Raw genomic sequence first — 13,473 nt, 5'->3', positions numbered from 1 at the left:
CGCCATGCAGTTTGATCCCCACCCGCCGCTGTGCGACGACCCTCAAATCGATATCCTCGGCCAGTTTTCCTGCAACGCCAATTTCCAGAGCAGCGACCGGGACACGCTGCAGCAACTGCCGCTGCCCGGCATCATGATCTTCGTGCACGGCGTCAATTCCGACGGCGAGTGGTACGCGGCGGCCGAAGAGGGCTTGTGCAACGGCCTCAACGAGCGCCTCAAGCGTTCCTGCCATCATATGCAGCACCGTGGCGTGGAAGGCGGCGAACTGAAGGCGGTCAATTATGGCGCCGAGATCACGGCCGAAGGCTTTCTCCATCCGGAGATGTCGGCCGATACCCTGATCCGCGACGCCGGCACGTTTTCTCCCGTGATCCGCTTTCGCTGGGGCTACAAGGCGTCCGGCGAAGAACTGCAGAAATACGGCAAGGGCATCTACCTGAATGAACAGGATTACTGGGGCGGCGGCCCGTTTGCCAATGGCTGCAGCGCGCTGGCCGACCTGTGGAAGGAGGGGCTGAGCGAGGATTTATTTTTGTGGAACAAGATCCAGCACATGAATCCCTTCCCGGAACGGCAAGTGTACAGCTGCCCGCCGCGCCCGTATTTCGTGCTGGCCGCCTATCGCCTGGCCAGGCTGGTGGAAGCCATCCGCCAGCAGCAGGCCGACGTGCCGGTCACCATCGTGTGCCACAGCCAGGGCACGATGGTGGCGATGGCAGCCGCCTTTCTCGGCGCGGGCCTGCCCAAGGTGGATGGCGTTCCCTGCGTGGCCGATAACTACGTCATCTGCAATTCGCCGTACAGCCTGGCGAAACGCAATAGCTCCGAGAACTGGGTGGCCAGCAATCTGCGCGCGGCGGACGGCAGCATGGGAAGGGTGACGGTGCAGGCGCGCATAGCCACCTTGAAAAACTTCTTTGCCATCATCCGCCAGCGCGCCACCTTGGGCGAGCTGCAGACAGACGAGGAAATCGACCGCTGCATGGCCAACCTGCAGCATGGTTTTTCCGCTGCCAAAGACCGTGAGCAATACGGGATTGCGGGTGCCGCGCGCGGCGGCAAGAAGTCATCGTATGGCAGGGTGACCATTTATTGCAATCCGCACGACGTGGTGGTGTCGTCCGTGGCCATCGAGGGCATCGGCTGGCGCGGCCTGTCGGGCTCGCTGGACAAGGACAGCAAGGACGGCGGCGAGCTGGCCGCCACCGAGGCGGCAGGCGTGTGCGTGCAGCGCGTGTTTGCCCAGGGTTTCGAGGTGGGCAAGCAAGGCAGCTATCACTACTGGACCGATCACTGGCGCAAGCCTGCGCCGGGCGGCAAGGACTTCTGGTTTCCGGCGCAGAAATATGCGTCGTACTCCGTCAAGCAGGGCGTCGAGGCCAGCGAAGGCGCCTTTTCCACCATCCTGACGGTGGGATTGGCGCCCCTGCTCATCGTGATGACGGGCCTGGCCCGCAGCCCCTGCAATGCCTCGCCCCACAAGGATTGGAAAATCGAACTGCGCGCCCCCGACCTGGTTTCGCCATTCAAGCCGCAGTCCTTGCGCTTTGGCCAGACCAGCGAGGAATTCGACGAAGGCTACGATCCGCCCGGCGAATCGCGCCAGGCGGGCAAGCAGCGCGCTGCCGGCGACGATTACCTTGCCGATCATGCCATCCCGCCTGGCGGTTTGCAGGGGCAGGCGGGAAAAGACGAGGCCAGGCGCATGGACAGCGCCAGGGGCACGGCCGACGACGAAGCGCGTTTGCGGTTCGAACAGCGCGCGGTGATACGCGCCCAGGCGGTGCGGGAAGGGAAAAGTCCGGCTGGCCAGAAAGTCCAGCAGGAAATGCCCAACGTCACGCCAGACGCCGGCTACCAGCAATGGCGCAGCACGCGCATCGGCGAAATGATGGCCAGCCAGGCGGGCGCCTACGCCACCGACCATTCCTCCATCCTGACCAATCCCATGCACGCGGAGCGGGCGCTCGCGTATGACGTGGCGGTGGGCGTGTGCCGTATCAAGGCCGACCAGTTGCGCAAGTTGCGGGTGGCGGCGGATTGGAGGTTGTTGGAGGTGCTGAGTAAAGAAGAGTCAGCCAAATTATTTGAGGAATATTTTATTGAAGGGAAATTCTATCAGGTGACCATCATGGAATGGACGCAGCTAACCGGTGGGGATGGGAGCCTTCCTGCATCGATAGTTGATGTGCGAGAAAACCCTGCGCTTGATTCGCATCCCAATTCCGGTGAACGAGCATTTGGCTAAAACCAATTCTTTATGGCGGGAAATTTTATTTTCAGTGTATTGCAAAGTCAAAGTCGTTCTAATTTTATTGGAGGCTGTGCCGTGGTTAGATCTATATTTTTTTATGGACTAGGTATGTTTCTGATTGTTTTGATTCTGTCAGCCTGTGTACGATTGCGTACGTCTACAAGCACAAACATGGTATCTGTAGCTCCAAATGCTCCTACCCCAATTGCGCGGCCATTCATGGCCCAAGTCGTTGGTTTGCAATGGCTAAATCCTTTGCAGCGTAAGGATTACCCAACACAGTGGGAACTGCTTTGGATGCTAGGGTTGGTTAAACCGAATTCGAATGACGAGATGGTCAAAGAAAAACCTGACAAATACTCTAGACTCCAGAGTATTGCATCTATCGCGGCGGGAAATGATGGATCAGAATCAATTAATGGTTATCATGAAAAATATATCAGTAAATTGATGAGTTTACTCCATGATGTATATTACTCAGATCCGGACTATTTTTATAACGTTCATTCAACCAAGGATAAATCACGCTGGCGTGAACTGGCTGGCATCCATATCGAATATGCTTTGCCAGAAGGGAAACTGGATCCAGTTGAGGCGACAGAATTTGTTCGTGGGCGCATAGCGAGAACTTTTAGCATCGGCAACGTCCACTCTCCCACCCTTTGGACCCGCTCCACCCCACCCGACGTTCGCGTCACCATGGGCGGCCCTAACGCCGGTTTTACCTCCTTGGCCGCCGCGCTCGACTACCTGCAAAGCCACCCGAAGGAAACCGTCTGGGCCATGAACTGGGATGCGCCCAGCCGGCCCCTGGACCGGCAGATCAACGAAAATCTGGTGCTGCTGGTGCTGGCCGGTCCCGACTTTAAAACGGAGCGGGCGCCGCTGGCGTGGCTTGGCTACCCAAGCACGAAACAGACGGCGGATTTTGAAGCTAAAAAGGGCGAACCGCCGCGGTTGGTGCAGGCGTGGACGGCAGCCATCGAGGAGGCGGTGGCGAAGGCCAACAGGCAAGATACCGACATCGGCTATCTGATCCACGATGCGGGCAATACGCACAAGGATTCTTCCGCACGGCTGGGTGCACTGGCGCAGACGCTCACCCTGCAATTGCCGGAATTCGACTTCCTCAAGCAAAGCTTCAATCTGACTGCTGTGCTGGGCGAAACGGGCGCGGGCACGGCCCTGACAAACGTGGCGCTGGGCATCGCCTACGCACATCATTTCGGCAAGCCCGTGCTGGTGGCCGGCACCAGCGACCTGTCGGCCCCCGTGGCGCTGGTGGTGGCGCCGCCTGCCGTCGCGCGGCCGATCCGGCCTGACAAGCCATGGTTCCGCGCACGCAGCGGCAACCATGCCTACTTGCCATGGTGGGGCTTGCGCCACGATGCGCCCGAGTATTACCAGGGGTTTTCGCAATGAGGGCGCTGATCGGTGTTCTCATGTCGCTTTTGCTTGGCGCGTGCGCGACGCCACCCTTGCAGGAGGCGACGGTGGCACGCAGCGGCCCGTTGATGGCGCAGGTGGTGGGGCTGCAATGGCTGAATCCCCTGCAACGTCGGGATTACTCGACACAGTGGCAATTGCTGTGGACTATGGGACTGGTGCGGCCGAATCCGGACGATGAGATGGTCAGGGAAAAACCCGAGAAATATACCAAGCTGCAAAGTATTGCCTCTATTGCAGTAGGAAATAATGGTTCTGAAACCTTCCTTGGATACCATCATAAATATATTGAAGATATGTTCGACCGTTTTCATGATGTGTATTATTCCGACCCAGAGTATTTCTACAACGTCCATTCAACTGAAAACAAGTCACGCTGGCGCGAGCTGGCCGGCATCCATATTGAATATGCTTTGCCCGAAGGCAAGCTCGATCCAGTGGAAGCGGCCAACTTCGTCCGGGAATATGTTGCCGATACTTTTAGCATTGGCAACGTCCATTCTCCCACCCTTTGGACCCGCTCCACCCCGCCCGATGTCCGCATTACCATGGGCGGCCCCAACGCCGGCTTTACCTCCTTGTCCGCGGCGCTCGACTACCTGCAAAGCCACCCGAAGGAAACCGTCTGGGCCATGAACTGGGATGCGCCCAGCCGGCCCCTGGACCGGCAGATCAACGAGAACCTGGTGCTACTGGTGCTGGCCGGCCCGGACTACAAGACGGAGCGGGCGCCGCTGGCGTGGCTTGGCTATCCGAGCACGAAACAGGCGGCGGATTTTGATGCCAAAAAAGGTGAACCGTCGCGGCTGGTGCAGGCGTGGACGGCAGCCATCGAGGAGGCGGCGGCGAAGGCCAACAGGCAAGATATCGACATCGGCTATCTGATTCACGATGCGGGCAATACGCACAAGGATTCTTCCGAACGGCTGGGTGCGCTGGCGCAGACGCTTACCGTGCAATTGCCGGAATTCGACTTACTCAAGCAAAGCTTCAATCTGACTGCCGTGCTGGGCGAAACGGGCGCGGGCACGGCCCTGACGAATGTGGCGCTGGGCATCGCCTATGCGCATCATTTCGGTAAGCCCGTGCTGGTGGCCGGCACCAGCGACCTGTCGGCACCCGTGGCGCTGGTGGTGGCGCCGCCTGCCGTCGCGCGACCGATCCGGCCTGACAAGCCATGGTTCCGCGCGCGCGGCGGCAACCATGCCTATTTGCCGTGGTGGGGCTTGCGCCACGATGCGCCCGAGTATTACCAGGGGTTTTCGCAATGAGACGTTTGATACATCGAGGGAGAAGAGCATGCGTGGCGTGATCCGCCTGAACGACCCCACCAGCCATGGCGGCAAGGTGGTGGGGGCGGCGCCGAACAGCACGGTATTGGGTGTGGCCGTGGCGCGCAAGGGCGATCCTTGCGTCTGCCCGATCAAGGGCCATGTGCGCTGCGTGATCGCCGAGGGCGATCCGCGGGTGCTGATCGATGGCCTGCCCGTGGCCTTCGAGGGACACAAGACCAGCTGCGGCGCCAGCCTGATGTCCACCGTGGGCAACAGCGGGCGCGCTTAGGCCAGGCTCGCGTCGATGGCCGCGCCCAGCTTGTCGACGATCTCGTCGACATGGCTGGCGTCGATGATGTAGGGCGGCGCCAGCAGGATGTGGTCGCCGTGCAGGCCGTCGATGGTGCCGCCCATGGGATAGCACATCAGCCCGCCCTGCATGGCGTGCGCCTTGATGCGCGCGTGCAGGCGGCGGGCGGGGTCGAACGGCTGCTTGCTGGTGCGGTCCTGCACCAGTTCCAGACCCAGGAGCAGGCCGCGTCCGCGGATGTCGCCCACGTGCGCATGGTCGTCGAAGCGCTGGTGCAGCCGCTGTTCCAGCAAGGCGCCCATGGCGCGCACGTTGGCCAATAAATCGCGTTCCTCGATCTGCCGCTGCACGGCCAGGGCGGCGGCGCAGGCCGTGGCGTGGCCGATGTAGGTGTGGCCGTGCTGGAAGAAGCCCGTGCCGGCGCGAATCGTGTCGCGGATGTCCTGCGACACCATCACGGCGCCGATGGGCTGGTAGCCGGCGCCCAGGCCCTTGGCGATGCAGATGAGGTCGGCGGTGACGCCTTCCTGCTCGCAGGCAAACAGGCTGCCCGTGCGCCCCATGCCGCACATGACTTCGTCGAGAATCAGGAGGATGCCGTGGCGCTGGCAGATCTCGCGCATGCGCTGGAAGTAGCCGGCGACGGCGGGCAGGGCGCCGGCCGTGGCGCCGACGACGGGTTCGGCGATGAAGGCCATGACCTTGTCCGCGCCCAGTGCGGCGATATGGTCTTCCAGCTCCTGGCCCAGGCGTGTCACGTAGTCTCCATCCGTTTCATGGGCTGCCTGGTCGCGCCAGGCGTAGCAGGGCGACACATGGGTGACGCCGATCAGCAAGGGCTCGAACTGCTGCCGGCGCCAGGCATTGCCGCCCGTGGCCAGCGCGCCCAGGGTGTTGCCGTGGTAGCTCTGGCGGCGCGCGATGACGTGGCGGCGCTGCGGCTGGCCCCGTTCCACGAAATACTGGCGCGCCATTTTCAGCGCGCTTTCCACCGCTTCCGAGCCGCCCGAGACGAAATACACGCTGTCGATGCCCGCTGGCGCCCGGGCGACGAGGAAATCGGCCAGCTGCTCCATCGGCTCGCTGGTGAAGAACGAGCTGTGCGCGTAGGCCATCGTGGCCACCTGCTGCTGCACGGCGGCGATCACGGCCGCATCCGCATGGCCCAGGCAGGAGACGGCCGCGCCGCCGCAGGCGTCCAGGTAGCGCTTGCCGTCGGCATCGATCAGGTAGGGACCGTCGCCGCCCGCAGCGACGGGATAGCTGGTACTCAAGCTGCGGTGGAAGACATGGCTCATGGCATCGCTTTCATATCGGCAAGGGGGAATACCGATTATAGGATGCGTTGCGCCGCTATGCAACGTTTGATGTATTTATTTTTAATTTACATCGTTTGGTGTTTTTGCGTAGGCGCCCAGCGCCCGCAGCTGGTTTTCCGCCGCGCCGATGGCCGTGACGGCATCCGGTCCCGCGCGCGCCACCAGCAATTCCACGAGGCTTTCCACGGCCGCGACGCCGGCCACGATGGAGGGGAAGAACGAGGGGCTGTCGACGGCAATGACGATGCTGGCGTCGGCTTGCAGGGCCAGCGGCGACATGGCGCTGTCGCTGATGGCGATAAGTCGGCAGCCGGCCTGGCGCGCCGCCTGCGCCACCAGCAGCGCTTCGCTCGAATACGGCGCGAAGCTGACGACGACGACGGCTTCGCCCGCCTGCAGGGCGCGCAAGTCCATTTCCAGGGTGCCGCCCTGGCCGCTCAGCAGCTGCACGCTGGGGCGCAGCAGCCGGTACAGGTAGTGCAGGGTATAGGCGATGGGGTGGGCGGCGCGAAAGCCCGCCACGTGCACGCGGGGCGCCGCCTGCAGCAGCTTGGCGGCCCCGTCCAGGGCGGCGTGGTTGGCGCTTTCCGTGGCGGCCAGGTTGCGCTGCTGCACCGTGAATACCTCGGTGACCAGGTCCCCCTCCTTGCCGGCGAGCGCATCGGCCTTGGCCGCGTAGCCGGCCGGGCCCGCGCGCAGGCGTTCCACGAAGATGGCTTTGAGCTCCGGCCAGCCGGCAAAGCCCAGCTGCTGCGCCAGGCGCACGAGGGCGGCCGACTGCACCTGGGCGCGCGCGGCAATGCTGCGCATCGACGACACGGCCACCTCGTCCGGATGGTCGGCCAGGTAGCGGGCGCCGGCCTGGAATTGCGGGCTCAGTTCCGCATGGCGCGCCTTGATCAGGGCCATCAAGGCCGCATAGGGGTCGTTGGGTGTCGCTGCCTGCATCGCCGTGCCTCGTCTAATGGGTTGCGGCGATGGTACAGGATTCGTCAGCGCGCCGGTAGCGGCAAACCTTGCGTCCGGGCGGCCGTGCGCGGGCGCAGGCGGGCAAACAGGTGCGGTCCGGCCGGTTTGCGGCGCGGGCCCGTCGTCAGCACGCGCAAGGCGGTGGGCAGCGGCACGTCGTGGCAATGCAGGAACAGGGCGGCGGCGCCCGTGCCGGCCATTTCCTGCAAGGCCAGCGCATGCTCGACCAGCGCCGCCGTGCGCATGTCGAGTCGTACCGGGATATCGGGTTGAAATAACTGTGCATCGACGTGCCGTGCATTGTGCATGCTGTCCCCGCCGGGTTCGCTAGTCAAGCTGACAGCATAAAAGCGCGCCGGCGGCGGCACTTTGCGCCAAATCAATTCCGATGTCGGATAGATTCCACAAGGCAAAAAAACGCCAACCGTTGCCGGCTGGCGCTGAAAACCCTCGAAGGAAGAAAAACTATGAATATCAACGACGTTTCGACGCCTGGCAAAAGCATCACTGCCGCGCAGCCGGGTTGGTCAGGTGTTACTGCCAATGCTGAAAACGTCCAGGGCGAGGCGCGGCAATAACGCCCTGGGTGTTGTTAGTAGCTCCAGCGTACCGACAGGCCGACAACCTTGTCATAGCGCCGCACATCGCGCACATAGTCCGGCGTGTCGTGGTAGTCGCGGTAGGTCGAGTCGAGCAGGTTGTTCGCGTCCAGGGTCACCGTCGTATTCGGGTTGAGCTTGTACGACACCGACGCGTCCAGGGTCTTGGTTGGCGCCACTGTCAGGTGGATGCCCTTGCCGCGGTAGTTGTAGTCGTCGACGTACTTGTCGCGCCAGCTGTAGGCCAGGCGCGCCGACCACGGTCCCTGTTCGTACAGGCCGACGATATTGGCCGACCACTTCGACATGCCTGTGAACGGATGCACGCCGCCATCGAGTTCTTCCAGTTCGCCCGTCATGTAGGTGGCGTTGGCCTGCAGGCCTAGGCCGCTCATCCAGCCGGGCAGCTTGTCGTAGAACTGCTGGTAGGCCATTTCCACGCCTTGCAGATGGCCTTTCGAGGTGTTGCGGGGACGCGTGATGTCGTACTCGATGCCGCCATACGTTTCCTTGGCCGAACCGGACAGGATGTAATTCTTGAAGTTATGGCGGAACACGGTGGCCGTGACGGAGCCCGTCTGCGCGAAATACCATTCCAGCGCCACGTCGAGATTCTTGCCTTCCACGGGTTTCAGGTCGGGATTGCCGCCGCCGCCCGTCGGGCGCACCATCTCCAGGCTCTGGCCCAGGCTCACGCCGGGGTTGAAGTCGGCGAAGTTGGGGCGCTGCACGGCCTTGCCGGCCGTCATGCGGGCGATCAGGTCCTGGCGCAGCATGGCTTTCAGGGTCATGCTGGGCAGCACGTCCGTATCCGACGTTTGCACCCGCACCGGCGTGATGATGCCGTTTTGCGCGGAGTTGCCCTGCAGGTCCTGCTTGGTCTGCACGACACGCACGCCGACAGTGCCATCGACGGGCACCTGCGCCACGTCGAAGCCGATGCGCGCCTTGCCGTAGACGGCATTGGTTTTTTCCACGTCCTTGTAGTGGGTCATAGGATCGTCCGCGCTGCGTTCGCTGCTGCCCGTAAACAGCTGGCGCAGCACGGCCGTGTTGTTGAGCATGAAGTCGCGGCAGGGCGTGAGCCAGCTTTGCAGGCCGAAGTTGCCCGTGTTGCCGTGCGAGGCGCATGCCAGGCCGGGAATCGCGTCCGCAGTCATGATCGACGTCAGTCCGCCCTGGCCATTTTTTTCGCGGATCGATTCGGCCTTGCGCTTGGCGATGCGCACGCCGCCCGAAAATTCGCGGAAGAAGCCCGTGCTGTCCATGTCGTACGTGAGGTCGCCGCGCCAGTCGGTGGAGCTGCCTTCGTCGTGGCTGTGGTTGTCGTAGAAGCCCAGCAGGGTGTAGTTCTTCGGGTCCAGCATGTTGTAGCCGGGGTAGCTGATCTGCGCGCCGCCGTTGACGTTCGTGCTGCCGATCACGCTGGTCGGATGGGCGAGGAAGTCGAGGATGGGAAATTCACGCTCGAAGTTGCTGACCGTGCGCGCCAGTTCCGTGGTGGCGCGCAGCTGCGGCGTGATGTCCCAGCGCGCGCCGATGGCGCCCTGCGAACCGATCGAGCGGTCGCGCCGCGCCTGGGTCGAACCGAGCGTGAACGGCGACCAGGGGCCGTCGATCTTGCCCACCGTGGCCGCCTGATTGGTGCCGGGGATCAGGGTGATGTCCGGGTTCTGGCCCCAGGGCAGCGAGCCGACGAAGAACTGGCTGTCGAACGCGTGCTTGATCAGGGTCGACATGCCTTCCGCATATACTTCCACCTGCGAGTTCGGGCGCCACTGGAAGGCCGCATTCGCCGCGTAGCGCTTGCGGTCGCCCACGGTGGGGATCATGCCGACGGAATCGGGACCTGTGATATTGCCCGCTTCGGGGCGCTTGACGGGTTCGGCGTTCCAGATCGTCTCGTCATAGTATTTGCTGCGCTGGTAGGACAGGCCGAGCAGGGCGCCGAACTCGCCGTACGGCGTCTTCCAGCGGTTCGACACCATGCCGCTGACGTTCGGGTCCGTCGAGCCGGACTTGTCGCGGTGCTCGGCGCGCACGTTGCCCGATGCCGTGAAACCCTTGAAGTCGAACGGGCGGTTGGTGCGCACGTCGACCACGCCGGCCGTGCCGCCTTCGACCATGTCGGCGCCCTGCGATTTATACACGTCCACGCGCTGCAGCATGGCCGTCGGGATGTCGGCCAGGTACAGGCTGCGGCCCACGGAAGTGAACATTTCGCGGCCATTGAGCAGGGTCACCACGCCGGGCAGGCCGCGGATGATGACGGAGCCCGCCTCGCCGCCTTCGCGGCGGATCTGCACGCCCGTTACGCGGCCGAGGATTTCGGCCACGTTCTTGTCGGGGAATTTGCCGATTTCATCGGCGACGATGGAGTCGACCACCTGGTCGTTGTTTTTCTTGATCGTCTGCGCGCTCTGCGCGGCGCGGCGCACGCCCGTGACGGCCACCACGGCGATGCCCGCATTGTCGGCGGCGGCTTCCGGCGCTGCTGCCGCTGCCGCTGCCGGTGCCGTTTCGTCCGCCGGGGGCGCCATGACGGGCGCCTGTTGCGCCCAGACGGAAGCGCTGCTCAGCAAGCCCGCGCCGGCCAGCGCGGCCACCGTGGCCTTCAAGGTCGGCCGCGTGTTTTGCCGGGACGTGCGGGTGCCCGTTGCCATCAATTGCTTCATCTTGTCTCCACCTGTATTTTAGTTATGTTGAGAACGCTGCGGCAGTCGCCGCCAGAGCTGAAACTTGCTCAGGAAGCATGGTAGGGGGAATGACTTTGCCCCACAAATGACTTCTTTTGCGATGTCCATATCAATTCCGGTATCCCTGCTGCATCCATGCGCCCTGGCGGCGTACCGCGCGTTTTCGGCGGGCCGCGCGTGCTGCAGGAGAGGTGTCAGGCGGCGCGCGGCGCGGCGCTTTGCGCCAGCCATACGATGAACTGCGCCTGCGGCATGGGGCGGGCAAAATAGTAGCCCTGCAATTCGTCGCAGCCGGCGTGGCGCAGCACGTCGGCATCGGCCGCGCTTTCCACGCCCTCGGCGGTGACGCTCAAGCCCAGGGTGTGGCCCAGGCCGACGATGGTTTTCGTCACGGCCAGATTCTGCGGCGAACCGTGGATGTCCTGCACGAAGCTCATGTCGATTTTCAGCTTGTCGAGCGGGAAGCGGCACAGGTAGTTCAGGCTCGAATAGCCGGTGCCGAAATCGTCGATCGACAGCGCAAAGCCCAGCGCCTTGATGGCGTGCAGGGTGGCGATGGTGTCGTCCACATTGTCCATCAGGATCGATTCGGTCAGTTCGAATTCGACCTGTCCCGGCGTGACGGCAAACTCGCGCAGCACCTCGCGCAAGGTGGCCGCAAGGCCGCCGCTTTTCAGCTGAATGGCCGACAGGTTGATCGACACGGCGATGTCGCCCATGCCCGCCTCGCGCCAGGCCACCTGCTGGCGGCACGCTTCGCGGATGACCCATGCGCCGATGGAGACGATCAGGCCCGATTCCTCGGCGGCGGGTATGAAGCTGTCGGGCGCGATCAGGCCGTGCTGCGGATGCTGCCAGCGGATCAGGCTTTCCACGCCATTCAGGCAGCCGCTCCTGGCATCGATGCGCGGCTGGTAATACAGCACCAGTTCCTGCCGCTCGGCGGCGTGGCGCAGATCGCTTTCCAGGTGCAGCTGCTGCAATTGCTGTTCCTGCATCTGCGGCGTGAACATGCGCGCGTGATCACGCCCGCCGCTCTTGGCCTGGTACATGGCCGCATCGGCGTGGCGCATCAGGGTATCCATGTCGTCGCCGTGGTCCGGGTAGACGGCCACGCCCACGCTGCACGAGACATACAGTTCGTTGCCTTCCACCTGGTGCGGCTCGCGCATGGCCGGTATCAGGCGCGCGTCGAGCAGCGCGGCGATGGCTTGCGCGTCGCCGATGCCGTTGAGGATGACGACGAATTCGTCGCCGCCCAGGCGGCTGACGGTATCGCCTTCGCGCACCAGCTGCAGCAGGCGCTTTGAGACCGATTGCAGCAGCGCGTCGCCCACATGGTGGCCCAGCGCATCGTTGACGTGCTTGAAGCGGTCCAGGTCGACGAACAGCACGCCCACCTTTTCGCCGCTGCGGCGCGCCTGCGCAATGGCGGCCGCCAGGCGCAGCTTCGACACGTGGCGGTTCGCCAGGCCCGTCAGCGCATCGTGGTGGGCCATGTGCTCGATCTGCCGCTCGCTGGCCTTGCGTTCGCTGATGTCGAGCGAGCTGGCGATGAAATGCGTGGTCACGCCATCGAGGTCGCGCACGGCGTTCATCACCAGCCAGGCGGGATAGCTTTCCATCGACTTGCGCTGCACCGAGATTTCGCCCTGCCAGTAGCCGCGCCGCGCCAGCGTCCGGCGCAGGCTGTCGAGCTGCTCGGGGCTGTTGTCCGGCGCCAGCAGGAAGCCCGGGCGCTTGCCGACCAGCTCCACCAGGTCGTACAGCGAATGGCGGCGGAAAGCCTGGTTGACGGTGATGATGCGCATGTCGGCATCCATCACGATCAGGCTTTCGGCCGATGCCTCGAAGACCTTGGCCCACAGTTCCAGGCGCGACTCCATCAGCTTCATCTTGTTGATCGGCGTGAAGGTCGACAGCACGGCGCGCTGGCCCTGGTAGTCGATCAGGCGCGCGGAAATCAAGGCCCAGGTGGGCGTGCCGCCACCGCTCCAGCACACTTCGAATTCGTCGACGGCCCCCAGGTCGCTCAAGCGCTGGAAGAAGCGCGAGCGGGCCTGCGGACTCATGCCGCCCACCCACGGGTCGCGTTCCAGGCTGCCCTGCCACGCATGCGCGGCCTGGTTCGCGTGCAGCACCTAGTGGCGGGGGATCGAGGTGACCATCAGCGGGATGGGAATGGCGTCGACCAGCTGGCGCTGCGCGTCGGCCGCGCTGGCGCGCGCCACCAGCTCCTGCTGCGCCATGCGCTGGAAGTCGAGCTGCTGCAGCATGGTGTTGAAGGCGCTGACCAGGCGTCCCGTCTCGTCCTCGCTGTCCCAGATGGCGCGCAGGCTATGGTCGCCCGTTGCACGCACCTCCTGTGCCACGCGCGCCAGGCGGCGGATGGGCAGGGCGATCTGCCGCGCGACGAAAAACACCAGGCCCAGTATCATCGCCAGCAGCAGCACGGCCGTGCCCAGGTGCAGCCACATGCGCGTGAAAAAGCCGTCCACGCGCAGCTGGATCAGGCGGTGCAATTCGCCTTCCGCCGCGCCCCACGCGCGCTGCAGGGCCGCGACGGCCGCCGCGTCGTGCCTGGCCAGCGCCGCGCCGGCGTC

10 protein-coding genes are annotated in these 13,473 nt (G+C 63.8%); 4 read left to right on the top strand and 6 right to left on the bottom strand.

Going from position 1 to position 13,473, the window contains the following annotated elements; all coding sequences use genetic code 11:
• Nucleotides 1–4: 4 nt before the first annotated feature.
• From GCN75_RS20990 to GCN75_RS20975, 4 genes are all read left to right on the top strand, one after another.
• Nucleotides 5–2,251 carry a T6SS effector phospholipase Tle3 domain-containing protein gene (locus GCN75_RS20990; RefSeq protein ID WP_152284139.1) on the top strand — a complete coding sequence of 749 codons (2,247 nt, stop codon included), beginning with the start codon at nt 5–7 and terminating at the stop codon, nt 2,249–2,251.
• 705 nt (nt 2,252–2,956) lie between these two features.
• On the top strand, nt 2,957–3,679 hold the full coding sequence (locus GCN75_RS20985; protein WP_226941502.1) for a hypothetical protein: 723 nt from the start codon (nt 2,957–2,959) through the stop codon (nt 3,677–3,679).
• Entirely contained in the window at nt 3,676–4,974 is a 1,299-nt protein-coding gene (locus tag GCN75_RS20980; RefSeq protein WP_226941501.1) for a hypothetical protein, read from the top strand. The genes GCN75_RS20985 and GCN75_RS20980 overlap by 4 nt, the downstream gene beginning before the upstream one ends.
• A gap of 28 nt (nt 4,975–5,002) precedes the next feature.
• Complete coding sequence (locus GCN75_RS20975; RefSeq protein ID WP_152284138.1) at nt 5,003–5,266, top strand: PAAR domain-containing protein; 264 nt, start codon at nt 5,003–5,005, stop codon at nt 5,264–5,266.
• Here the strand turns inward: GCN75_RS20975 and GCN75_RS20970 are convergent.
• From GCN75_RS20970 to GCN75_RS20945, 6 genes are all read right to left on the bottom strand, one after another.
• Nucleotides 5,263–6,585: an aspartate aminotransferase family protein gene (locus tag GCN75_RS20970; protein ID WP_152284137.1), complete on the bottom strand. Its 1,323-nt coding sequence runs from the start codon at nt 6,583–6,585 to the stop codon at nt 5,263–5,265. The two genes, GCN75_RS20975 and GCN75_RS20970, sit on opposite strands and share 4 nt — an antisense overlap.
• Nucleotides 6,586–6,666: 81 nt before the next feature.
• Entirely contained in the window at nt 6,667–7,554 is an 888-nt protein-coding gene (locus tag GCN75_RS20965) for a MurR/RpiR family transcriptional regulator (RefSeq protein ID WP_152284136.1), read from the bottom strand.
• Between the two features lie 44 nt (nt 7,555–7,598).
• Nucleotides 7,599–7,883 (bottom strand): hypothetical protein, encoded by a 285-nt coding sequence (locus tag GCN75_RS20960; RefSeq protein ID WP_152258356.1) that lies wholly within the window; start codon nt 7,881–7,883, stop codon nt 7,599–7,601.
• Nucleotides 7,884–8,167: 284 nt separating this feature from the next.
• Entirely contained in the window at nt 8,168–10,849 is a 2,682-nt protein-coding gene (locus GCN75_RS20955) for a TonB-dependent receptor (RefSeq protein ID WP_152284135.1), read from the bottom strand.
• A 215-nt stretch (nt 10,850–11,064) separates the two neighbouring features.
• Nucleotides 11,065–13,011, bottom strand: coding sequence for a putative bifunctional diguanylate cyclase/phosphodiesterase (locus GCN75_RS20950; protein WP_152284134.1), 1,947 nt, complete (start codon nt 13,009–13,011; stop codon nt 11,065–11,067).
• A partial coding sequence (locus tag GCN75_RS20945; protein ID WP_152284133.1) for a HAMP domain-containing protein occupies nt 13,012–13,473 on the bottom strand: 462 nt, incomplete at its 5' end.

The sequence above is a fragment of the Janthinobacterium violaceinigrum genome (assembly GCF_009208555.1).
In the GTDB taxonomy this organism is placed as follows: domain Bacteria; phylum Pseudomonadota; class Gammaproteobacteria; order Burkholderiales; family Burkholderiaceae_D; genus Janthinobacterium; species Janthinobacterium violaceinigrum.
This window is presented reverse-complemented; position numbering and strand designations above follow the sequence as displayed.

What these genes read in the sequence shown, in the direction of transcription:
- GCN75_RS20990 (WP_152284139.1), top strand. Translation starts at nt 5, where the DNA reads ATGCAGTTTGATCCCCACCCGCCGCTGTGCGACGACCCTCAAATCGAT.
- GCN75_RS20980 (WP_226941501.1), top strand. Translation starts at nt 3,676, where the DNA reads ATGAGGGCGCTGATCGGTGTTCTCATGTCGCTTTTGCTTGGCGCGTGC.
- GCN75_RS20975 (WP_152284138.1), top strand. Translation starts at nt 5,003, where the DNA reads ATGCGTGGCGTGATCCGCCTGAACGACCCCACCAGCCATGGCGGCAAG.
- GCN75_RS20955 (WP_152284135.1), bottom strand. Translation starts at nt 10,849, where the DNA reads ATGAAGCAATTGATGGCAACGGGCACCCGCACGTCCCGGCAAAACACG.
- GCN75_RS20985 (WP_226941502.1), top strand. Translation starts at nt 2,957, where the DNA reads ATGGGCGGCCCTAACGCCGGTTTTACCTCCTTGGCCGCCGCGCTCGAC.
- GCN75_RS20965 (WP_152284136.1), bottom strand. Translation starts at nt 7,554, where the DNA reads ATGCAGGCAGCGACACCCAACGACCCCTATGCGGCCTTGATGGCCCTG.
- GCN75_RS20960 (WP_152258356.1), bottom strand. Translation starts at nt 7,883, where the DNA reads ATGCACAATGCACGGCACGTCGATGCACAGTTATTTCAACCCGATATC.
- GCN75_RS20970 (WP_152284137.1), bottom strand. Translation starts at nt 6,585, where the DNA reads ATGAGCCATGTCTTCCACCGCAGCTTGAGTACCAGCTATCCCGTCGCT.